This window comes from Holdemania sp. Marseille-P2844 (assembly GCF_900120005.1).
In the GTDB taxonomy this organism is placed as follows: domain Bacteria; phylum Bacillota_I; class Bacilli_A; order Erysipelotrichales; family Erysipelotrichaceae; genus Holdemania.
Genome location: NZ_LT635450.1, coordinates 80,587 through 102,422, shown reverse-complemented (window position 1 = coordinate 102,422; position 21,836 = coordinate 80,587). Strand labels below are relative to the sequence as shown.

The window sequence follows — 21,836 nt, the reverse complement described above, 5'->3', positions numbered from 1 at the left end:
GATATTCTCATATGGTGCTTTAGCCATAAAAATCAACAAAAAGTCATCGTTTACGATGCAACAATAAGACCGAGAGGAGCACGGTATATGAAGAAGAAATTATTACTCCTGGCAACGGTGGCAATATGTGCGGCCATCCTTGCGTCAGGAACGCTCGCTTACTTCACATCCGAAGATCAGGTTCACAACGTGATCACAACCAACGCTGTGGACATCGAGATCGAAGAATGGCAGGACGAGATCGGAGATCCTTACCCGGATGACCCTATCGACGTTATGCCCGGTGTGACCGTAAGCAAAATTGCAACCATTAAAAATTTGGAGGCGGAAGCCTATATCCGTGCGAAGTTTGAGGTAGTCATTACCAGAGCTGATAAGACAGTAATGGAACTGTCCCCTGAAACTCTGGCAAGCATTATTACCCTGACCATGAATGGTGAGGACTGGCTTCGCAAGGACGGCGACGGTGAATGGTGGTATTACAATGCCCCCGTCAAGACCGGCGAATCGACGGAAGCCTTCTTTACGGAAGTCGTTTTTGACGGTCCGAATATGACCAATGAATATCAGAACTGCACCGTTGAGGTTATTGTGAAAGCTCAGGGCGTGCAGACGGCCAACAATGGGGCATCCGCAATCGAAGCTGCCGGTTGGCCTGCTGAATAAGGAAGGAGGAAAACTGAAATGAAATTGATGAAACGAGCAACTGCTTTGTTCCTCTGCTTCCTTATGCTGACAAACGGCCCGATCAGTGCATTTGCTACTGAGGGAACCGACGATGTTGTGGTAGAAACAACCACCACGACTGAAACAGTAGAAACTTGCGAGGAATGCGGCGGATCTGACGCACATACAGAAACCTGCTCATTTAATATTGTAGCTCCTTTAACTACGGAAGCTCCTGACGAAACCACGGAGCCTACCACGACTCCTACTGTGGTTACGGAACCTACCGTCACTACCGGCTCTGCCATCAGCACCGATCCGGTAGGCTGTACAGAATGCAACCAGACCGAGGGTCATCTGGATACCTGTTCTCAGTATGTTGCTCCTACAGAGGAAACTACGGAACCTACCGTTAGTGGTAACGATGTAGTAGGCTGCACCGAGTGCGGTGCAACCGAGGGACACCTGGAGACTTGTTCTCAGTATGAAGCTCCTGTTGAGGATATTGCTGAAACTGACGGCCCCCAGGTTGGCGATAAGATTTGGATCAGAAGCGGTTCTAAGGTTTATAAAAATCATAATGATGTAGATAAGAATTATTATGTCCTTAAAGGCAATTATCAAGTAGAAATCAAGAAAATTTTAACTAATGCGGATGGCATTGCTGAATGGTATGAGTTTCGATTTATTGATTTAGGAATTGGTGAAATTGCTCTGTCAATGGGTGGCTATAAATATGTTCACGTTGAGAACACCAGTGAAGAAAACCCCGATATATCAATTCCGGGAGAAATCGAATCTCCAGACGGTACGGTTGAAATCGCTGGTAATTTGCCTGACGGAGCTGCTGTTACCGTAGATGTTCCAGAAGACGAAATCATGTTCGAGATCATGGATGAGATTTTTCCTGATATGGGCGAATACTTCTCCTGGGTTGAGTTCTTTGATATATCCATTGAGTCCAACGGTGCAAAATGGCAGCCTGGAGAAAAGGTGACTGTTACTTTGGACACAACTGATATTCAGGATGACGAGGAAGTTAAAGTTTACCACATTCTTGATGATGAAGCTGCAATTCAGCGTGCTATTGAGAATGGTTCAGCAAAATCCTACACCGATGAAAACGAAAATACGGTTTATTATACTGTTTTGAGTTCCGAGGACGATGAAATAACCGTGAACGACGATGGTACCATTTCCTTTGAAACAGACAGTTTTTCAATTTTCATTGTTAATGGTTACAATGATTTGTCCCGAAAGGAATTACTTTCCCCGAATTCGACCATAACAATGAAACGTGGTGATGTTCAGTATTTCAAGTGGGAACCTACGGCAGGAACAACCAATACAGGCCGTGGTACTTGGACGGTAGAGGCTGGCGATGAATATGTGGACTTCGAGGTATATAACAGCAATCTTTCCGCAGACGGTTCAACTGGCGATACAACTAATTTTTATCAGTATTATTGGTTAAAATTAACAGCAAAAGAGCCTTCTGGTGCTGAGACAGCCACCATCCAGTTTGAGTATGCAACTACAGGTGATGATGGTGATGGTGATGGATATATTCGACAGCAGGAATATTTTTATGTTCAAGTCATTGAAACTGATGATGCCCTTTATGTTGATGATCAAGTAGCCGAAAATGGTTGTTTGGTTCCTACGTTCACTCAAAGTATTGATACAGAGGGATTGACATATGAGTGGACCAGAGATGACGGGGAAACAGTCAACCCGGTTGCTCTGGAAGCTCCATATGCTATCAGTGATGGTGCGGTCAATATCGCCATGGATCGTGGCGGCATTGATGCAGAAGATGCTAACACAGATTCTCCGATGAAGACCTACACAGTTACGGTCAAGAATGGGGACAATGTTATTGCAACAGCGGAATACACGGTTCCATATGGAAATGAGCTTTTGAACGGTGGTTTTGAGTATCCAAAGTCGGTTTATGTCACACATGACTATCCCAATGGTGCTCCTGGGCTTTACTGGAAAACTACCAGTGAGAGCGTTCGTGATAATGAAATTTGTCAGGACATTGAAATTCTGAACGTTAGCGTCGATACAAAAACAGCTATTGAAGGAACCTATGGTATCTCAAAGCTGATTCCTGGAATAACCTTTGATGGGACAAGAAAATTTACTTATGACGATGTTGAACCTGACTATAACTTCCCGGATGGGGTACAGTGTGCAGAAATTAACTGTGATGCTCCCGGTGCTTTATATCAGGATATCTTGACCTACCCAGGAACTTCAATGTATTGGTCCCTCAGTCACAGAGGCAGAAACTATGCGGGTTCTTCTGCGGCGGGTGGTGGTACATGGCTTCCTGATGGATTTAGCTATACTGTTAATGGAACAACTTTGACTGATCAGAAGGACTATATGTATGTTATAGCAGCTCCTACGGATCAGGTCGAACATATCAAAACGCAGGAACAGTTAAACGAGTTGATTCGTGCAGCTGGGTATCCTGTGGATGATTTCACTAATCAAAGACCTACAACTCAGTACAGCTTTGATGCCAATGGCAAAGAAGTAACTTATAACGGCATTTCGTACAAGATTTGGGAAGTAGCTACTGACCATACTGCATGGAAACAGTATGCAAGTTCCTCTGCCTACGAAGTTGGCGAAGGCGAATATCTGACTCGATTCTTCTTTGCAGCCGGTAGCACTTCGCATGATAGATATAGAAATGTTAAGGGTGAAGGCGTTAACTATTCAGGCGGTAACTTTATTGACAAGGTTTCTTTCTCTGACGAAATGCCTTGGCAGATTGAATACTACAAGGATGGTGTGCTGCAGAGTACGCTGACAGAAAGCGGACGTGTTGATCTCAACCGTGACACCATGAGATATCCTCTGAATAAGACTGCTTCTTATAACAACACAAACTGTACTGCATTGAATGGTACCACATTGGTGAAAACCGAGATCAATGGACGCCCTTACACTGGAACAACACTTAGTGAGGTGTATACAAATCATAATATCCTTAGACTGTATTTTGAATCCTACGGTGTAACAGTAACAAAGAAAGTCGAAATTTCCAATTATGAGGATCTGTCTGAAAACGATAAGGATTACCTCGCAACGATGCTCGAGAATTATACTGTAGAGTTTGGCTTATTTGAAGCAGATTCGACTACACCGGTGGCAACAGCTAAAGTTACGATTGATACACAGACATTCGTTGGTAGTGCGACTTTTGTAGATTCCAATAATCAGAAATTCCTGCCAGATAAGGATAAGTCGTATGTAATTAAAGAAACCAGTTTGCCAACAATTACCGATCTGGAGCTGACCTCTAAAGCACCGGACAGCGAAACTTTGTCAGGAAACTTGGTTTATGCCTACACTGCAACCAACATATATGAGTTGAATGTTTACGGAGATTTAACCATAACGAAGGAAGGAGCAGATCCCAAGGACGAAAATCAAAGTTTCTTGTTCCGAGTGACAGGACCAGATTCCTTTAGCATGGATATTGTTATTGTGGGCAACGGCTCCACTACAATCAAACATCTGCCAGTTGGTGACTATACCGTTCAGGAATTAACTGATTGGTCTTGGCGCTATGATGAAGTAACATCTGACCCTGCAAATGGGACGGTTTCTTTAACCTTTCAAAACAAGCAAGGAACCGTTACGTTTACGAATACTCGTACAGATCGGTTCTGGCTCTCCGGTGATAGCTATTGCGAAAACTGGTGGGGCAACAACGGAAATGTCATCCGCAAGGATGAAGACGAGTAAGAAAGGAGGCCGTGAAAATGTATCAAAGAAAACATCATAGAAGATCTCACAGAAGATCCGGAAAATCTGCGGCATTGCTGGTCTCCCTTCTTCTGCTTCTGACCGTAACTGTTGGCGGCACCATCGCTTTCCTTATGGACAGCGATGGCCCGCTGAGCAACCTGTTCAATCCTTCCAAGGTAACGACTTATGTTGACGAAACCTTAGATGGTGAGACAAAGAAAGATGTCAAAATTAAGAACACCGGCGATACCGAAGCATGGATTCGTGCTGCTGTGGTCGTAACATGGCAGGATAAGGATGGCAATGTCTATGGTCAGGCTCCTGTAGCTGGTACGAACTATACTGCATGGACTCCTGGCACAGACTGGCTGACGGGTGATGATGGCTTCTACTATTACAAATACCCAGTAGCAGCCGGTGCAACTACTTCAAATGCGTTGATTACTCAGATTTCTCCGATAGACGATTCTCCTGCAGAGGGGTATTACCTGACGGTTGAAATCATTGGTTCCGGTATTCAGAGTGTTCCCGAAACGGTATTCAATACCGAGTGGGCAAGCAGCGGTTTGCAGGTTCAGGGCAACAAACTCGCTGATGCAGAGTAAGGAGGTGCAGGAATGAAACGAACATTTAGAAACTTATCCTCTCTCCTCCTTGCATTGGTAATGCTTCTAAGCCTAAGCGTAACAGCTTTTGCAGCAGATTCTTCCATCACATTCAAAGGCGCACAGGAAGGCTTCGACTTCCAGCCCGGTAGCGAATACACAGCAACCGACCTCTTTGATAATTTCAAAGACGTTATGCCCGGCGACAAGCTGACCGAAACCATTCAGGTTAAGAACGAAGCCAGCGACTGTGATTACATCAAGCTGTACATGAGAGCCGTGGTTCACGATGAAAATGGCAATCCTCTGACTTACAGCGAACTTTTTGAGAACACCGACGGTAAGGATCAGGCAAATGTTGCCGGTCAGAGAGACGAAACCGTTGCAACCATGCAGGACTTTCTCTCTCAGCTGACCATGCGTATCTACAACGGCACAGAGCTGATCTATATCGCTTCTCCTGATGAAGCTGGCGCACTGGTGAACAATGTGCTGCTCGGTACTCTCAGCAAAGGTGAGAGCCTGAACCTGAAAGTGGAGCTGGATGTTCCTATCGAGCTTGGCAATGAATACGCCAACCGTGTGGGCGAAGTAGACTGGGTATTCCTGGCTGAGTGCTTTGAGTATGAAAAGCTGACGGTACATAAGATTTGGGATGACAACGGTTATCCCAACAGACCTGATAGCGTGACCGTCCACCTGCTCCGTGACGGTACGGAATACGAAGAAATCGAACTGAGCAAAGACAACCAGTGGACTTACACCTGGGATGATCTGGATGACCGCTATGACTGGTCTGTAAAGGAAGATGTTCCTGCCGGTTATGAAGCGACCTATAAGACCGAGGATAACAAGGTTTTCATTACCAACTACATGGATTATGAGCCTGTTGTTCCCGCAGAGCCGGTGGATCTAACTGTAAAAAAGGTCTGGTCTGACGAAAACGATAAGCATGGTATTCGTCCAAGCTCCGTGACTGTGACCCTCTACAACGGCGATAAAGCCGTGGATAAGGTGACATTGGGCGCATGGAATAACTGGAGATATACCTGGCATGATCTGGATGGAAACGGCGACTGGAGCGTTCTGGAAACCGGTATTCCGAAGGGATATACCCCGTCTTACCGCGCCAATGGTGATGTGGTATCAATTACAAATACAGCAACCCTGATTCAGACCGGTCAGCTGAACTGGCCTATTCTGGTGCTCGGCGGCTTGGGTATGCTGATGATCTTCTGCGGTGTCATTGTGATGCGCAAGAAGAAAGAGAATGGAAATGCCTAAAAAAGCTGGCATTATCTTCGTAACGATTGGAGTAGTGCTGATTTTCTCAGCACTACTCCTTTTCCTTTATAACGGATTGGAAGATCGTCGTGCCGGTCAGCAAGCCGAGTCGCTGATGGACGAGATTCACTCCGCTATGACAGAGGAAACAGACCCTACAACGAAACCAACTGAGATTGAAACTGAAATTGGAATAGAGATCACAGAACCAACAGAAACATTACCTGCTGAAATGCCAGTGGTAATGATCGATGGGTATGAGTATATCGGTTATCTCTCAATTCCTGCTTTGGAACTGGAACTGCCGGTTATGGCAGAGTGGGATTACAGCCGATTAAAGATTGCTCCATGCCGCCATTTTGGTTCCTCCAGAACAGATGATCTGGTGATTGCTGCCCATAACTATAAGACTCATTTCGGCTCCCTTTCTAAATTGGAAAGCGGTGCGGAAGTTATCTTCACGGACATGGACGGCATCGAAAACCACTATGTGCTGATGAAAGACCCCGAAACCCTGGCTCCAGATGCCGTAGATGAGGTTCAGAACAGTGGTTATGATCTGGTGCTATACACCTGTACTCCGGGCGGTGCGACCCGTGTAGTGGCGTTCTGTGACCGTGTAACGGAAGAAATAAATGGTGAAGAATATGAATAAACAGAAAAAGCCTTATAACAAACCGGGTATTGTTTTTGAGAACTTCCAGACGGGAGAACTCACCGGCACACCGGAAATGATTGAAAAGATTAGAGCATCTGTAGATAGTAATTCGGAGGATATTTTTGAAAAGTTAAAGAAAGCTCTTGGATGCGCTTACATATCCGATATGAGAACAGAACCATATTGTAGCAAAGCAAAAGCATTGCTCAAGGAAATGGAAATTGATAACTATTCTCTGAAAGAACTGAATGATATATCTTTCTACCTTTATGGGATGCAGTTTGCAAATAGAGAACAGGCTGTTTGTTTTCTGAAAAGCTGAACTATGGAAAGTAAAGAGAAAAGAATCAAAACGGTAAAAGAGGGACAGAAATACGGACGCTGGACTGTGTTGGATACGTTCATTCTGTCACCAAGGAATGAACGCAAGTGGCTTTGTCGCTGCGACTGCGGAACTGAGCGATATGTCTTAGAACGCAGTCTGCTATACGGCGGTTCGGTCAGCTGCGGCTGTCTCAGAAGAGAGCGTGCGCTGGAATCAAATTCTCCTATTCTGACAGGTAAGCAGTTCGGTGAGCTTACCGTGATCCGAAAGGTAGAAAACACAAAGCACAACTCAACACAGTGGCTTTGCAAATGCTCCTGCGGTTCTGATTATGTGGTACAAGGCTCTCTCCTTGTGACAGGTAGAAGAACGCACTGTGGCTGCAAAACAGTCCGAGGTCGTCCTGCGGATATTACAGGAAAGAAATTCAATCGACTGACAGCGCTGTACATAGCGAAACGTAACGACCCAAAAGATGGTGTGATTTGGCGCTGTCGTTGTGACTGCGGCAACGAGGTCGATGTTTCTTATAACAGCCTTGTCTACTGCAACATGAAAAGCTGCGGATGTCAAAAGAAGGAGCATGACAAGAGCCTGCAATCATTCCTGACCCACGTTGCAGGAACTTCTGTGGACGCAATCAAAAGTAAGAAAGTGCCGACGGATAATACCACTGGATATAAGGGCGTGTATCTGATCCGGGGGAAGTATGTCGCCAAGATCGTATTTCAGAAAAAGCAGTATTTCCTCGGTACATACGACAATATCGAGGATGCCGCCCAAGCCCGCAGGGAAGCCGAGGAAGTGCTGTTCGATGGTGTTGCGGAGCATTACCGGAAATGGAAAGAAATCGCTGATACTGACCCTGAATGGGCGGAACAGAATCCGGTTCAAGTCATAGTAAATAAAGCCGGTCAAGGTTTGGATGTAATGCTGTTTCCTGAACTTTGACAGTGTGGCTGGTAGAAAGACAAGTAAAATTTAGATGTAAACCTATCTTCCATATACAAGCAAATCGCTGCAATCTTCATTCTCATGTGGAATGAAGATTGCAGCGATTTTGTCATTTTATCAGTACCACCATGGCAGTTCCAACCACGCATTGTCCAGAGCGAGTGCTTCCGTGGATTTTGCTCTACTCTCAGACAGGTGGAAGTGCTTCGCTGTTTCGTTCAGCGGATGGTATGTATCATCCTCAAAACCGAAGCGATACCAGAGGTATGCCCGTTCACGGCGGTCAATCCGTAGGAGCGCTGTGTGGATTTCTTCGTGGGTTTCTTTTTCAATATAAATCTGCTCCGGATTTTTCGCTCTGGAGTCAGAGACAAATTCGTGTCGTCCTTTATTCTCGTCTTTTACAACTTCATCCAGCCGGATGATACTTCCCAGATTTTTCGCTTCAAAAGTAGGATTCCATCTGCGGATGTAGTCCACCATAGCGTTGCGGATCGCCGGTGCTGCATAGGTCAGGAATTTGTTGCCCATGTCCGGTCTGTAACCGGCAATGCAGTCCAGTAAGCCCAAAGACCCTTCCTGCACCAGATCATTGATCTCAATACCAAGGGCAGCGTTCAGCTCCCGTTGTGCGCTCCACATTTCATAGGCAGTTCTTTTTATAAAGCGAAGATTGTTTTCTACAAGAGCATTTCTCGCTTCCGTACTACCGTCCAGAGCGGCAATACAGAGCTGCTCATTACTCATCTGGCTTGTCATTTGGTACCACCATGGTCTGCATCAGCCCGACCAATGCCTGATTAAAAGTGTCCAATGCCTCCTGATTTACACCGTCAACATTGGCGATCGTTCCGGTAATGGCATCGGCAATCTCTTCCGGTGTGACTGTGGAAACCGGTGCGTCCTGCCCTTTGATGAGTGTTGTAAACATTTCCGCAGTGATTTCCTTGCTGAGCGCTTTCTGTGCTTCCAGTTCACTGCCGACCTCTTTCTTTACCTCCCGTACCGCAGTCATAAAGGTATTCTGGATATTCGTAAGGTCAGCCTGATAAACCGGAACTTTGTATGAATTAGCTTCTCTGGCGGCCATCACCGCAGCAGAAGTCTTATTTTGTCCCAAAAGCATGGAAGTGACCGTGGCGATCATTTGATTGTGTGCCGCATAGCCGCCTGCCGTTGTATCGTCAAGGTATCTTGCGATCATATATGTAACCGTTGCGAAACGTGGATTCTCCAACAGACGATTGACTATATCAGCCTTGACCTTTCCTGTGTACAGATTCCTGGCAGCTTCTACGGATAAGCCAAGTTCTGAAATATCATAGTTCTTTTTGTCGGGGATCTCCGTTGTTCCAAGGATAAAATCTGTGGAAACATTGAAAGTTTTGGCGATACGGATCACGCTTTCTTCGCTCAGTTTTTCGGTTGTTCCATTGAGAAAGCGACTTAGGGTGCTTTCGTGTACACCGATAGACAGAGCCAGTTTCTTTTGTGAAAACTTGTGTTCTTTCATCAAATCTATAATTCGAGTACGAACATCAGCTGGTAAATAGGTACTGGACATTAGCTGCCCTCCTCTCTGTTGGTATGGTGTTTGATATATTTTCCGCTTTTAATGCGGGCATCTGTGGGCTTGGGCGCATCTTCGGGTATGATCCAGCGGCTTCCTGCCCGCTGTGCGCCCGGTATGCGGTTTTCGTTACAGAGGATACCAACCCGCCGGGGAGATATGCCCCATTTCTCTGCAACTTCAAAAGTGGACAGGTATCTCATATCTGCATTACCCTCCTGTAAACATAGTAATCACATTATATTCTATTTGCGGAATAATATCAATATATCCCAAGAACTTCGCCGCCCCAGAAATTGCATTTTTGCAATTTTCAGGGGCGGCTTTTTTTCTTTCTTGCACGAGTGCCTGATTTTTCGGCTGAAAGTGATTTTTTGCGTATATTCGGGTGAGACGAATAAAAAAACGTCGAAAAAATCAAGGAGGTATGCAAAAATGACAATCTATGAAACCATTAAGGCGGCAGTCAGCGTAAAGCAAGCCGCCGAACACTACGGGCTGAAAGTCAACCGCAACGGTATGGCTTGCTGCCCGTTCCACAATGACAGGCATCCGAGCCTGAAGCTGAATGAAGACTATTTCTTCTGCTTCGGCTGCGGAGCCAAGGGGGATGTGATCGACCTTGTAGCAAAGCTGTTCGATCTGACGAGCTTGCAAGCGGCGCAAAAGCTGGCTTCGGACTTCGGGCTTGACCCGAAACCACCTACTGCCGCAGCAATGGTCAAACCGAAGCATCCCTATATCCGTCAGTTCCGGGAGGATGAAATGCTGTGTTTCCGGGTGCTGACGGATTATCTGCATCTTCTGGAGGATTGGAAAGTGCGGTACGCACCCAAAACGCCGGACGAGCCTTATGATGACCGTTTTGTGGAAGCTTGCCAGATGCACCGCCATATCGAATATATGGCGGATGTGCTGACCGTGGGCGATCTGGAAGAACGGGTGGCATTGGTGGACAAGCTGATGCAGGACGGCAGGATTGCTTTTCTGCAAGAGTACACCGCACGAAAGAAAAAGGAGGTGGCACACCATGGCGAAGAACCGGAAAACGCCTGATAGGAACTTGCCCATGTGGTTTGATGGGCAGAACATCAACGAAGCTTTGTTTTGTGAAGAATTTCTGCAGGAGCGCAGAATCATCTTCGCAAGCGGAGCTTTTTTCACGCCCGACGGTCGGGTGACAGATGATCTCCCTCTACGTGGTGAGATTTACGACAAACTGAAATTCTGTGCCGTGAACAACATTCCCCGGAAGATCACCAACATTCTGGAAGTGCTGAAACTGGAAGCCCATGTGCCTGACTTCCCGCCGGAGCAGGATCGCATCCATGTCACTAATGGTACGCTGCTGTTGGATAGTTCTTTCACCGAGGGCAGACCGGCTATCGTGAGAAGTCGTCTGTCGGTTGCTTACAATCCCAACGCTCCTGCACCGGTGATCTGGCTGAACTTTCTGGATGGACTGCTCTATGCAGAGGACATCCCCACCTTACAGGAGTTCATCGGCTACTGTCTGATTCCCTCCAACAAAGGACAGTGCATGATGGTGATTAAGGGCAACGGCGGTGAGGGCAAATCCCAAATCGGTGCGGTGCTGTCCACCATCTTCGGCACGAATATGAAAGACGGCAGCATCGGGAAGATTTCTGAAAACCGTTTTGCCCGTGCCGATCTGGAACACATCCTGCTGTGCGTGGATGACGATATGCGGATGGAAGCTCTGCGCCAGACCAACTATGTAAAATCCATCGTGACGGCACAAGGCAAGATGGACTTGGAACGCAAAGGTAAGCAGAGTTATCAGGGCTGGATGTTTGCCCGTCTGCTTGCGTTCAGCAACGGTGATCTGCAAGCCCTGTATGACCACAGTGACGGATTTTACCGCAGACAGCTTGTGCTGACCACCAAGGAAAAGCCTGCGGATAGAGCTGATGATCCTGACCTTGCGGAGAAAATGAAAGCCGAAGCCGAGGGCATCTTCCTGTGGGCATTGGAGGGATTGCAGCGGCTTGTTGCCAACAATTTCAAAGTCACAGAGAGTGACCGTATCCGGGAAAATCGGGAAGCGGTCAAGCGTGACAACAACAATATCTTTGATTTCATGGAATCAGAGGGATATATCCGGCGCAAAGCGGATGCGTCCATCAGCTCCAAGGATTTCTATGAAATCTACCGGATGTGGTGCGAGGAAAACTCCCTTGCACCGCTGAAAGCCCGCAGCTTCAGCGACGCCATGATTGCCAATGCCGGGAGATTCAATCTGGAACATTGCAACAACATCACCAACTCTGCCGGACGGCGGGTGTGGGGATTCATGGGTGTGGAAGCTGTGGCAAGACCTCATATAAATGGGTTTTACGATGTTTCGCCGTGTACGTACCGGAGGACTGGCGAGATTGATTTTGCCAGTCATGCTCTGTACGTATGTACGCAGCATTTACCCCTGTTTTCTTCCGTTATAGGAAACAGCAGCTTTCAAAGCTGACCTGTTTTCGGGCATTAAAAATCAATGGTAATGGAAACAGCAAAGTTTTTGACCGCAGGACGAAACTATTTCACGAAATCGTGCTTCTCTGAACCGTGTACCCTGTTCACGGAACAATGGGCGTTTTCACTGTTCCAGACCAAACCACACAAAACGGCAAAGTGGGATATGGTCATATATGGACAGGACATCACAAGCGAAATTCTGAACGGATTTCGGAGATTGCAGATTTTTCACTGTTCGGTGCATCCACTCCACCTTGGAGCGCAGAGGTTGCACCGACACATGAACTGAATTATGGAGGATTTTATCAATATGAATATACGCAACGAAATAAAGGCACAGATCATCCGTGCCGGGATGACCATGCAGGAAGTTGTTGACCTGCTCTCGGACGAGTACGGATGGAGCGACAGCGTTTCCAACCTGTCCGCAAAATTACAGCGGGAAAGTATACGATACAAGGAAGTATTGGAGCTTGCCGCTGTGCTTGGTTACGACATCGTATGGCAGAAAAGACGGGAGAAGTGATGCCCCGGCAACAGCCCTTCGCATCTCCCGTCCCCATAGGCGCACCGCAGTGCTGCCCATGGACAGGCAGTGAAAGATACGGTTTTCGCTGCCATCGTCTGCAAGAAATGTTCCGCAGAACAGCTTCATGCAGACGGGCTGACCAAGGGAAAAGGCGCAGACATTTTGCCTTGGTCAGCAGAGGTCGCCGCAGCGACCGCATACCCTATGGGGTCCCCAGAAAGTCGTAGACTTTTTGGGGTGAGGAGGAGCAACGGAATGAGTGAGCCCTGCCGCTTGCGGTGGGGCGAGGGATATGGAGTCTGCGACGACGAAGAGCCCTCGGAGAGCCCACGGCACTTTGCAGCCAGTATGGATGAAAGTGTAATAGTGGGTTATTACACTTTGAAAAAGTGCCTCTCCGTAGCTCCCCGCTGTCTGCAAATCCCAAAGAAAGGAAGAAAATCTATGGCAAGAAATGATGGAATAGACCGTACCGTAGCCAGAAATCAAGACTTGGAAACCCCGGCAGATGTGGCAAAGGTACAGGAACACAATGAGCGTGAAAAGGACAGCTACAGCAATCAAGACATCGTGCCGGAACGCACTTCTCTGAACGTCCATTTCAAAGCCCCCACGGACGATTATGTAAAAATGTTTGAGCAGATGGAACAGGATGGCATGATCTCCACCAGAGGTCTGAAACCGGATGCCATCAAATACGGTGAGTTGGTATTCGATGTGAACTCCGCTTACTTCTACAATCACGGCGGCTATGAATTTGCAAAACAGTTTTATGCCGATGCCTATAGAGCCGCCGTGAAGATCGTGGGCGGTGAGCAGTATATCCTCTCCGCTGTGATGCACGCCGATGAGCGCAACCGGGCAATGTCCGAAGCGTTGGGCAAGGATGTGTACCACTACCACCTTCACGTGGTTTATATCCCGGTGGTGGAAAAACAGATCCTCTGGTCGAAGCGGTGTAAGGATGAAGCCCTCCGTGGAACCGTAAAGGAAACGATCACACAGGTCAGCCGAAGTAAGAAATGGGACTGTAAGCCAGTACTTGATGAGAACGGCAATCCCATGATCAACGCAAAGGGAAAAAAGATTTTGAAGTCGTCCTACAGTGTATTGCAGGATGACTTTTTTAATTTCATGCGGGCTGCCGGATATGACGATGTGGAGCGTGGAGAGCGTGGCAGCACCGAAGAACATCTGACGGTGACACAGTTCAAGGTACAGGCTGAACAGCAGAGGTTGGAAGCTGTGACCGGACAGGTGGCACAGGCTGAGCAGAGTTTGGAGGATGCCAAGGCTGCCGCAGAGAAGCAGAAAAAGAAACTGGAAGCTCTGCAAAAGGAAACCAAGGTGACAAAAACCATTGCACTGACGGTGCAGGATATTGAAGCGATGGGCAAGAAAAGCTCCATTACCGGAAATGTTTCTCTGACACAGGATCAGTGCGATACGCTCAAACGCTATGCGGTCAACGGCATTATCGCCAATGCTGACAACAAGCGTCTAAAAGAAAAACTGGCTTCCGCAGAAAAGACGGTTTCGATCTGGAAGCAGCGGTACGATGCGCTGCACGAAAAATATCAAGAGCTAAAGAAGAAAGCCCAGCCCTATCTGGATGCACTGGAAATCGCATCCGAAAGGGTTCGGGCTTTTATTTCTGCCGTACTCGCCAGAGGAAAGGAAACAAGGGAACTTAAAACACCTGCCCGCAAGCATGGACAGGATATGGAACTCTAAAAGAAAGGAACATTTTGCCTATGAATGAAAACAAGATTTATACCGTAGATCAGCTTAACCAAATGATGCTGCGTGATGACCTCACGGACTGGGAACTGGTTGATGCCTGTTCCTTTATTGACATCAACTACCATGAGCCGGTTTGTGAGCCGCCCATTGACTTTCTGGAAGAATGCCGTAAGCGTTGGGAAGCTCTGACTTCTCCGTTCCGCACTACCATTGAGCGTAAGATCGGGAACACATGGTATGTCATTGAAACTGAATGTGCAGGAAGTGAGCCGCTTGCCGATAAGGTAAAACGGCTCATTTTTTCTGACAAGGGGGTGATTTGTTAATGACTGCGACACAAAAGCATGGTATAATTTCAGTATGCACACCGATTCTGTCAGCTGACCAACAACCGAAGGAGGATATTATGTTGGATCAGCAGAAAATTACCATCATCTATTGCCGTCTGTCCGTAGAGGACATCAAGGAAGATTCCAAGGGCGGCAAGGCTGATGAATCAAATTCGATACAGAATCAAAAAGAATACCTGACTCGATACGCAAAAGACCACGGGTACACCAATCTGAAAATCTTGGTGGATGACGGTTATACCGGGACGAACTTCAATCGTCCCGGCGTACAGGAAGGCTTTGAGCTTGTCAAACAGGGGCTTGTGGGCTGCTGGCTGGTCAAAGACCTCAGTCGCTTTGGGCGTGACTATCTGACCGTTGGACAATATACGGATATAATCTTTCCGAGCTACGATGTCCGCTTTATCGCTATAAACGATGGCGTGGACAGTAACCGGGGAGACAGCGAGGGCTTCGCCGCAATCCGCAATCTGTTCAACGAGTGGTATCCCCGTGATACCAGTAAGAAAGTCCGTGTCAGCCTGCGACAGAGAGGAACCAGCGGGAAGCACATGGGCAAGCCGCCCTATGGCTATTGCTGTGACCCAGAGGACAAGGATCACTGGATTCTGGATGAAGAAGCGGCTCCGGTAGTCAAACTTATCTTTGACCTTTGCATTGATGGCAAAGGCCCGGAGCAGATCGCAAGGATTCTGGAAGAAAAGCAGATTCTGACCGCAAAGGCACTCTATGCCAAGCGGAAGAAAAAGCCGATGCCGGAAAGGCCGTACCACTGGGGAGATCAGACAGTTGTAGCCATACTGGAAAGGCAAGAATACACAGGTTGTACCTGTAACTTCAAGACCTATTCCAAGTCCTACAAACTGAAAAAGCGGATACCCAACGAACCGGAGAATATGTTCTATCTGCCGGACACACAGGAAGCGATTGTATCTCAGGCACAGTTTGACCGGGTACAGGAACTGAGGAAAAACAAACGCCGCCCCGCAAAAGCGGAACGGCAAGGATTGTTCTCCGGGCTTCTGTTCTGTGCCGATTGCGGCGGCAAGCTCCACTTTGCCACAAGCAAGAGCTTTGAGGGCAAGCAGGATCATTATGTATGCTGCCATTACAAAAGCAATCGTGGCACTTGTACTGCCCACTATATCCGGGAGGATGTGCTTCGTGAAATCGTTATGGGACGCATCCGGGCGGTCAATGAGTATATCCGAAGTGATGTGGACGGTTTTCAGGAAGAATGGCTGCAATGCCGCAGGACTGACCAGGAGCGTAGTATCCGGGATGACAAAAAGAAAGTGGAACAGGCAAAAAAACGCCTTGCCGATCTGGATGTCATTATCTCCCGGTTGTATGAGGACTATGTTCTTGGAAATCTCAGTCAGGACAGATACAGAAAGATGGCTGCGGACTATGAAGCGGAGCAGGAACGGTTAAAGCTCGAAATTGAAGTTACCGAAGAATGGGTGGAACAGCGGGAAGAAATGAACGACGGTCTGGATGCCTTTATCGCCCTGACACAGAAATATGTGGATGTGGAGGAACTGACGCAGACCATTGTAAACGAGTATATCAAGAAGATCATCGTCTATGCCCCGGACAAGTCCAGCGGCAAGCGCAAGCAAAAAGTGAAGATTTACTTCAACTTCGTGGACGATGTGGATATTCCCGTTATTTCCGAGCCTATTGTCACACAAACAACCTATGAACGCAGAAAAACGGCGTGACCTTCGGGTCACACCGTTCTCTGCGACAAAATAGTTACTTGTCACTATTAAGCCAATGGTTATCATGTGTATTTGATGGGGAAATCGCATTATTTCAACCGTCAGGACGAAGCGGAAATGCGGGCGACCTGCGATCTTGAATATATCGGTTATGAAATGAGCACGAATGCGATTCATCGCATCGGCCAGACTGTTTCGCCTGCCGAGATTGCGGAGAATCCGCATTATTATTCCTTTTATTTCGGCGAGATGACACAGGCGGCAGCGGCGAAAACGCAGGATGATCTGGTAATCGAGCGGACGCTGGAGATGATCCGGAACAAGGAGCTGAAAGAGCCGTTCTGCCTGTATGTTTCGCTGAATCTGCCGCATCCGCCCTATGAAGTGGAACAGCCGTGGTTTTCGCAGGTTGACCGTGGTCAAATCCAACGTAAAACACGGAATATTGAAGAGCTGAAGGATAAGCCGAGCCTGCTTTACCGGATCCGGAAGAATCAGAATCTGACGTCTTTGACTGACGCGGATTTTCGGGAAATCCGGGCAACATACTACGGAATGGTCGCGAAGCTGGATCATCAGCTCGGCCGCGTGATCGGCGCGCTGAAAGCGGAAGGCTATTACGATGATACGCATGTGATCGCGTTTGCGGATCATGGCGATTTCACGGGGGATTATGGGCTGGTGGAGAAAACTCAGAATACGTTTGAGGATTGTCTTGTGCATATTCCATGCATGATCCGTCCCGCCAAGGGTACCCCGTATCAGGCACGGACTTGTTCTGCGATGGTGGAGTTGAACGATATGCCGCAGACGGTTGCGGAGCTGATGGGCTATGAGCTGGACTATACGCAGTTTGGAAAATCGCTGACCTCTTTGTTTCAGGGGGATGTTGAGCTGCATGAATACGTCTTAAGTGAAGGTGGCCGAATCAAAGGTGAAAAACAGGCGATGGAGGGCTACACCGGCCGGGAGTCAATTTACTGGCCGCGTCTGGAAGCGCAGACCCGAATGCCGGAGCACACAAAGGCGTTCATGGTTCGCGGCCCGCGCTATAAATATGTCTATCGGCTGTTTGAAAAAGATGAATTCTATGATTTAAGTCAGGATCCGTTTGAGGAAAAGAACGACGTCGACGACAAGCGTTACAGCGCGGAAATCGCAAAGATGAAGGATTGGCTGTTGAAAAAGCTGATTGAAACAACCGATAACGTACCGATGAAAACGATGCTTCCCGGCCGGACCTATGGCGAGGAATAACAAGCGTAAGCATGAGGGCGTGGTTTTTCGCTAACGCAACCGTAGCTCAGCGGGATCGAGCATCATTCTCTCAAGGTCTTATGCTACAAGACTAGAATGTAGCTTATATTTTTAATGAAACCACCTGATACACTGAGTTTTCAGTAATGATCATGGTGGCTTTTTCATGCTTAAAAGGATTGATATACTTTTGAACATCAGGAAAAATGAGTGAAAAAAGAGCGAAAAGAATCAAAATAAATAAAAAGAAAATGCAAAGAAAAAGCTGAAAGAGACTTTAAAGGCTCTTACTCGGAAATGGGTAATCAACACATCTAAGGTAAGCGTCAAATCCAACCCATACACAAAAACGTATCTCTAGGATGACAACACACGAAGATCACCTGTGCCGTTTTTCAATGAAAATAAATTTATTTTAAAACGAAAAAGTAAAGAATATTCTAAAGTTTTTACGGTTTTACGGTAAAAACTATTTACTAAATCGAAGTTTTTTGGTTATACTATTCGTGATAAACAGGGGAGCAATATGATGATTATAAGATCGCAGTATATGGAACTGCTGAAAACCTACCGTGATGTACCGCTTGTAAAAATACTGGCCGGCATCCGACGCTGCGGAAAATCCACTATTTTAGAAATGCTGCGGGATGACCTGCAGAACAACGGCGTTGCCGCAGATCACATTATCAGCATGTGTTATACCCCGGAGGATTTTGACGACGGTATGACGGATAAAAATATTTATGAAGGCATCAAGGCGCAGATGAATAGCGGCGGACGATATTACCTTCTTCTTGATGAAGTGCAGGAAATCGACGGTTGGGAAAAAGCGGTGAACAGTCTGCTTGAAAATACCGATACCGATATTTATGTAACCGGTTCCAATTCGAAATTGATGTCCAGCGAAATTTCAACTTATCTGACAGGGCGATATATTTCTATTCCGGTTTATACCTTGTCTTTTGCAGAGTATTTGGAGTTTAAAAAACAAAGCGGTCTTTCAACGAGAGAACTTTTGAATGAATATATCCGGTTGGGTGGTTTCCCCATTGTTGCACTCGGCAGCTTTGACGAGCGTGCTGCTTATCAGATCGTAGAGGGCATTTACAACTCTGTCATAACAAGCGATATTACAAAACGGCACAATATAGCGAATTTTGATTTGTTCAACCGTGTTGTTCGCTATATTGTTGAAAATGTAGGAAAAACCTTTTCTGCGAATGCAATCGTGAAGTTTCTGAAAAGCAAGGGGCGTTCCCTGTCTGTTGAAGCGGTTTACAACTATCTGAATTGGCTGGAAAAGGCTTTTGTAATTTATCGCTGCCAGAGATACGATTTACAGGGAAAATCTGTACTGAAAACGCAGGAGAAATTTTATCTTGCCGATTCTTCTCTCAAATACTGCATAATGGGCTTTAACCCTAAGTCTATTGCAGCCATGCTCGAAAACATCGTTTACTTTGAACTACGGCGAAAAGGCTATGATGTTTATATTGGCAAAAATGAAACAAGAGAGATCGATTTCGTAGCGGTGCGTCGTGATGAACGGATTTACGTTCAGGTGTGCCGCAGACTGCCGGAGGAATCTGATCGGGAGGTTGCCAATCTCCTTGAAATTAAAGACCACTACCCAAAATATGTGGTAACGCTGGACGAACTGGCTGCCGGAAATATCAACGGTGTTAAAATTGTGCATTTGGCGGATTTTTTACTTGAGGATGAATATTAAAAATTAAAAAGGATGTGACAAGACTGACAGAAAACAAGTATCACTTTCAACAATGAACATTAACAGACAGTATTGCTTTGAAAGCCGAGAGTGTAAATCCTTGATGAAATTGAATTCTTATTCCCAATTTTCGGTTAAGAGAAAGTCACGAATATTCTGGTGCTTGATGCTGTTCCTGCTCAAATTCAATTCATCCATAGAAACTATGTATTTTGAATAGTGATCACGGATCAAATCATAGACGCTGAATTCACGTTGGATTGTTTCCTCAGAAGCCAAACGATATGTAACTTGAATATACAATCTTGAACCTTTTTTATCACAGATAAAATCGACTTCTTTTTCTGCGGCTCGGCCTACGGTCACAGTATAACCCGGCGCAGCAATTCCATACAAACAATATTCTCCAGAATTAAATTGATATCTTTAAGATTTCCGTCATAGATTGCTTCGCGAATTCCATAATCGGCAATGAAATATTTTTAAATTATACCCTGAAATATCTAAGGGGTGTATTATTTTATCAGTTCTATCTGATAAAAAATGAAGTGAATTATTTCTTTTATAACTGATAATTTACGAATTGTCCTTCGATATTCTTTTCTATAATCTGTTTAGAATGAAGCTCTATTATAAAGTGATCTAATTGACGATAATTAAATCGAAGAGAATGATTTTATCCAATGTATAGTCCAGCCGGTTGACCTGTGATCTGCTGCCCGGCTATTTTCGTAATGGGAATCATGTAAAAGTACTTATGAACCGATTGGCGGGCGCCGAGGATTCATCACTTCGATGATTTAGCGGCAGTATCCCTGATGGATTCATCCGGCCGGTTGGTTTCCATGTGATAGAAAAGCCCAGGTCCCAACTGAGTCGTCAGCTGGACTTTTTTGGTAATGACAAAACCTGCCCTTTCATAACAAGCCACAGCCCGCTGATTCCACGTCCTGACTTCCAGATACAAAGGCTTGTGCGGCCAGCGTTGTTTGGCAATCGCAATCGCTTCGCGGGTGATCGCCGTGCCGACGCCGCGGGAACAAGCCTGCGGATGAACGCCGATACCGAAAAAAACCTCCGTTTCTTCCTCCAATAAATTAACAAAGCCGATCAGCTGATCCTGTTCAAAGAAGCTGATGAAATGCTCGCGCTGACTGGCGGGAATTTCTGAGAACCGGGGTTCATCATAGATTGCGTATTCGCCAGGATAACGCCACTGTTCGATCAGCCGGGCGTCGGCTTCGCTCATTTTCCGATAATTCATAACCCACCTCTTTCATAATCATTCTGTTGGCAAGAAGAATTCGGGAAGATCTCGTCGATCAGCTGATCGGCGTGCGTCCCGTTTAAATACACAAAATTAAACTCCCGCTGTTCGCTCAAGCCTTCCAGCGAGAAGGTCGTCAGCTCGGGATGACCTGCGGCAACGGCGGAATAGGCGAAGGAAACGCCGAGGTTTTCACTCACCATCCGCACGATCAGGGCAAAATTGTTGACGCAGATGATCCGTCCGATTTTATCCAGTGAATACCCGCTCTCCTGCAATGATTTCTCAAAGATCGCGCGCGTTCCGGAGCCCGCTTCGCGCAGGATGACGCTTTGATCGGCCAGGGCTTCACCGGTGACTTTTCTGCTCGCAAAGGGATGATCGCGATGACACAGCCCGACAAACGGAGCGGATTGAAAGCGCCGGTAGCCGTAACGGCTTTTATCGAAGCTGCCCTCCACCAACGCGAAGTCCAGCTCCTCCTGATCCAGACGGTGAAGCAGTTCGCGTGTGTTTTCCACCACGATTTCAAGAGTGCGGTCAGGCCGTTTGAGAAAGCGGCAGAGATCCTCGCCGATGATGAATTCGCCGATCGTTTTGGTTGCGCCGAGGCGGAGGGTCAGAATTTTGGGAGCGGACAGTTCCTGGCGCATCCGTTGGTCGTTATACACGGCGGCGCGGGCATACTGCGCCAGCTTTTCCGCTTCCGGGGTGCGGTACAGACGGCTTCCGTCATAAGTGAACAGCCGGCAGCCATATTCCCCTTCCAGCGCATGAATCTGCTGAGTGACGGCAGGCTGGCTGAGTTTGAGCTGCTCGGCGGTGCGGCGGTAATTCATCAGTTCATAAAGCGCTAAAAAGGTTGGGATCCGATAATCAATCATGGGTTCACCTCATAAGAAAAACGAATCAAC

21 protein-coding genes are annotated in these 21,836 nt (G+C 46.9%); 15 read left to right on the top strand and 6 right to left on the bottom strand.

Annotation, left to right across the window (positions count from 1 at the left end; all coding sequences use genetic code 11):
• The first annotated feature begins 87 nt into the window (after positions 1–87).
• Genes BQ7364_RS05200 through BQ7364_RS05170 form a run of 7 tightly spaced genes read left to right on the top strand, consistent with a single transcriptional unit; the run spans position 88 to position 8,260 of the window.
• Positions 88–666: a SipW-dependent-type signal peptide-containing protein gene (locus BQ7364_RS05200; RefSeq protein ID WP_159432755.1), complete on the top strand. Its 579-nt coding sequence runs from the start codon at positions 88–90 to the stop codon at positions 664–666.
• An 18-nt stretch (positions 667–684) separates the two neighbouring features.
• Positions 685–4,434, top strand: coding sequence for a hypothetical protein (locus BQ7364_RS05195; RefSeq protein ID WP_072683735.1), 3,750 nt, complete (start codon positions 685–687; stop codon positions 4,432–4,434).
• Positions 4,435–4,451: 17 nt separating this feature from the next.
• A complete protein-coding gene (locus tag BQ7364_RS05190) occupies positions 4,452–5,042 on the top strand; it encodes a hypothetical protein (RefSeq protein ID WP_072683734.1) in 591 nt (196 codons plus the stop codon).
• A gap of 12 nt (positions 5,043–5,054) precedes the next feature.
• Positions 5,055–6,326 carry a Cna B-type domain-containing protein gene (locus BQ7364_RS05185; RefSeq protein ID WP_072683733.1) on the top strand — a complete coding sequence of 424 codons (1,272 nt, stop codon included), beginning with the start codon at positions 5,055–5,057 and terminating at the stop codon, positions 6,324–6,326.
• Positions 6,313–6,981 carry a sortase gene (locus tag BQ7364_RS05180; RefSeq protein WP_072683732.1) on the top strand — a complete coding sequence of 223 codons (669 nt, stop codon included), beginning with the start codon at positions 6,313–6,315 and terminating at the stop codon, positions 6,979–6,981. Before BQ7364_RS05185 ends, BQ7364_RS05180 begins: the two co-directional genes overlap by 14 nt.
• Positions 6,974–7,306 carry a hypothetical protein gene (locus tag BQ7364_RS05175; RefSeq protein ID WP_139248568.1) on the top strand — a complete coding sequence of 111 codons (333 nt, stop codon included), beginning with the start codon at positions 6,974–6,976 and terminating at the stop codon, positions 7,304–7,306. The genes BQ7364_RS05180 and BQ7364_RS05175 overlap by 8 nt, the downstream gene beginning before the upstream one ends.
• 3 nt (positions 7,307–7,309) lie before the next feature.
• The gene (locus tag BQ7364_RS05170) at positions 7,310–8,260 is read left to right on the top strand and encodes an AP2/ERF family transcription factor (RefSeq protein ID WP_072683730.1); all 951 of its coding nucleotides are present in this window, start codon (positions 7,310–7,312) and stop codon (positions 8,258–8,260) included.
• A 120-nt stretch (positions 8,261–8,380) separates the two neighbouring features.
• On the opposite strand, the gene BQ7364_RS05165 is transcribed toward BQ7364_RS05170, so the two are convergent.
• The 3 genes from BQ7364_RS05165 to BQ7364_RS05155 are packed head-to-tail and all read right to left on the bottom strand — an operon-like array spanning position 8,381 to position 10,036.
• Positions 8,381–9,022 carry a sigma-70 family RNA polymerase sigma factor gene (locus BQ7364_RS05165; RefSeq protein ID WP_083538443.1) on the bottom strand — a complete coding sequence of 214 codons (642 nt, stop codon included), beginning with the start codon at positions 9,020–9,022 and terminating at the stop codon, positions 8,381–8,383.
• The gene (locus BQ7364_RS05160; protein WP_072683729.1) at positions 9,003–9,827 is read right to left on the bottom strand and encodes a helix-turn-helix domain-containing protein; all 825 of its coding nucleotides are present in this window, start codon (positions 9,825–9,827) and stop codon (positions 9,003–9,005) included. Before BQ7364_RS05160 ends, BQ7364_RS05165 begins: the two co-directional genes overlap by 20 nt.
• Complete coding sequence (locus BQ7364_RS05155) at positions 9,827–10,036, bottom strand: helix-turn-helix domain-containing protein (protein WP_072683728.1); 210 nt, start codon at positions 10,034–10,036, stop codon at positions 9,827–9,829. Before BQ7364_RS05155 ends, BQ7364_RS05160 begins: the two co-directional genes overlap by 1 nt.
• A 232-nt stretch (positions 10,037–10,268) precedes the next feature.
• Here BQ7364_RS05155 and BQ7364_RS05150 point away from each other — a divergent pair, with 232 nt between their 5' ends.
• The 8 genes from BQ7364_RS05150 (at position 10,269) to BQ7364_RS05115 (ending at position 19,655) form a co-directional block, all read left to right on the top strand.
• A complete protein-coding gene (locus BQ7364_RS05150) occupies positions 10,269–10,889 on the top strand; it encodes a CHC2 zinc finger domain-containing protein (RefSeq protein WP_072683727.1) in 621 nt (206 codons plus the stop codon).
• Entirely contained in the window at positions 10,864–12,318 is a 1,455-nt protein-coding gene (locus tag BQ7364_RS05145; protein ID WP_200798765.1) for a DNA primase family protein, read from the top strand. The genes BQ7364_RS05150 and BQ7364_RS05145 overlap by 26 nt, the downstream gene beginning before the upstream one ends.
• A 315-nt stretch (positions 12,319–12,633) precedes the next feature.
• Positions 12,634–12,849 carry a type 2 periplasmic-binding domain-containing protein gene (locus tag BQ7364_RS05140; protein WP_055228675.1) on the top strand — a complete coding sequence of 72 codons (216 nt, stop codon included), beginning with the start codon at positions 12,634–12,636 and terminating at the stop codon, positions 12,847–12,849.
• A gap of 447 nt (positions 12,850–13,296) precedes the next feature.
• A complete protein-coding gene (locus BQ7364_RS05135) occupies positions 13,297–14,586 on the top strand; it encodes a plasmid recombination protein (protein ID WP_072683962.1) in 1,290 nt (429 codons plus the stop codon).
• A 20-nt stretch (positions 14,587–14,606) separates the two neighbouring features.
• Entirely contained in the window at positions 14,607–14,921 is a 315-nt protein-coding gene (locus tag BQ7364_RS05130; protein ID WP_072683726.1) for a hypothetical protein, read from the top strand.
• Positions 14,922–15,001: 80 nt separating this feature from the next.
• A complete protein-coding gene (locus BQ7364_RS05125) occupies positions 15,002–16,669 on the top strand; it encodes a recombinase family protein (RefSeq protein WP_200798764.1) in 1,668 nt (555 codons plus the stop codon).
• 66 nt (positions 16,670–16,735) lie between these two features.
• Complete coding sequence (locus tag BQ7364_RS05120; protein WP_255370385.1) at positions 16,736–17,926, top strand: sulfatase-like hydrolase/transferase; 1,191 nt, start codon at positions 16,736–16,738, stop codon at positions 17,924–17,926.
• A 550-nt stretch (positions 17,927–18,476) separates the two neighbouring features.
• Complete coding sequence (locus BQ7364_RS05115) at positions 18,477–19,655, top strand: ATP-binding protein (RefSeq protein ID WP_229100750.1); 1,179 nt, start codon at positions 18,477–18,479, stop codon at positions 19,653–19,655.
• A 117-nt stretch (positions 19,656–19,772) separates the two neighbouring features.
• Here BQ7364_RS05115 and BQ7364_RS05110 read toward each other — a convergent pair whose 3' ends face one another.
• From BQ7364_RS05110 to BQ7364_RS05100, 3 genes are all read right to left on the bottom strand, one after another.
• Positions 19,773–20,051, bottom strand: coding sequence for an ATP-binding protein (locus BQ7364_RS05110; protein WP_072683723.1), 279 nt, complete (start codon positions 20,049–20,051; stop codon positions 19,773–19,775).
• A gap of 391 nt (positions 20,052–20,442) precedes the next feature.
• Positions 20,443–20,919 (bottom strand): GNAT family N-acetyltransferase, encoded by a 477-nt coding sequence (locus BQ7364_RS05105; RefSeq protein WP_072683722.1) that lies wholly within the window; start codon positions 20,917–20,919, stop codon positions 20,443–20,445.
• The gene (locus BQ7364_RS05100; RefSeq protein WP_072683721.1) at positions 20,916–21,806 is read right to left on the bottom strand and encodes a LysR family transcriptional regulator; all 891 of its coding nucleotides are present in this window, start codon (positions 21,804–21,806) and stop codon (positions 20,916–20,918) included. Before BQ7364_RS05100 ends, BQ7364_RS05105 begins: the two co-directional genes overlap by 4 nt.
• Positions 21,807–21,836 lie beyond the last annotated feature (30 nt).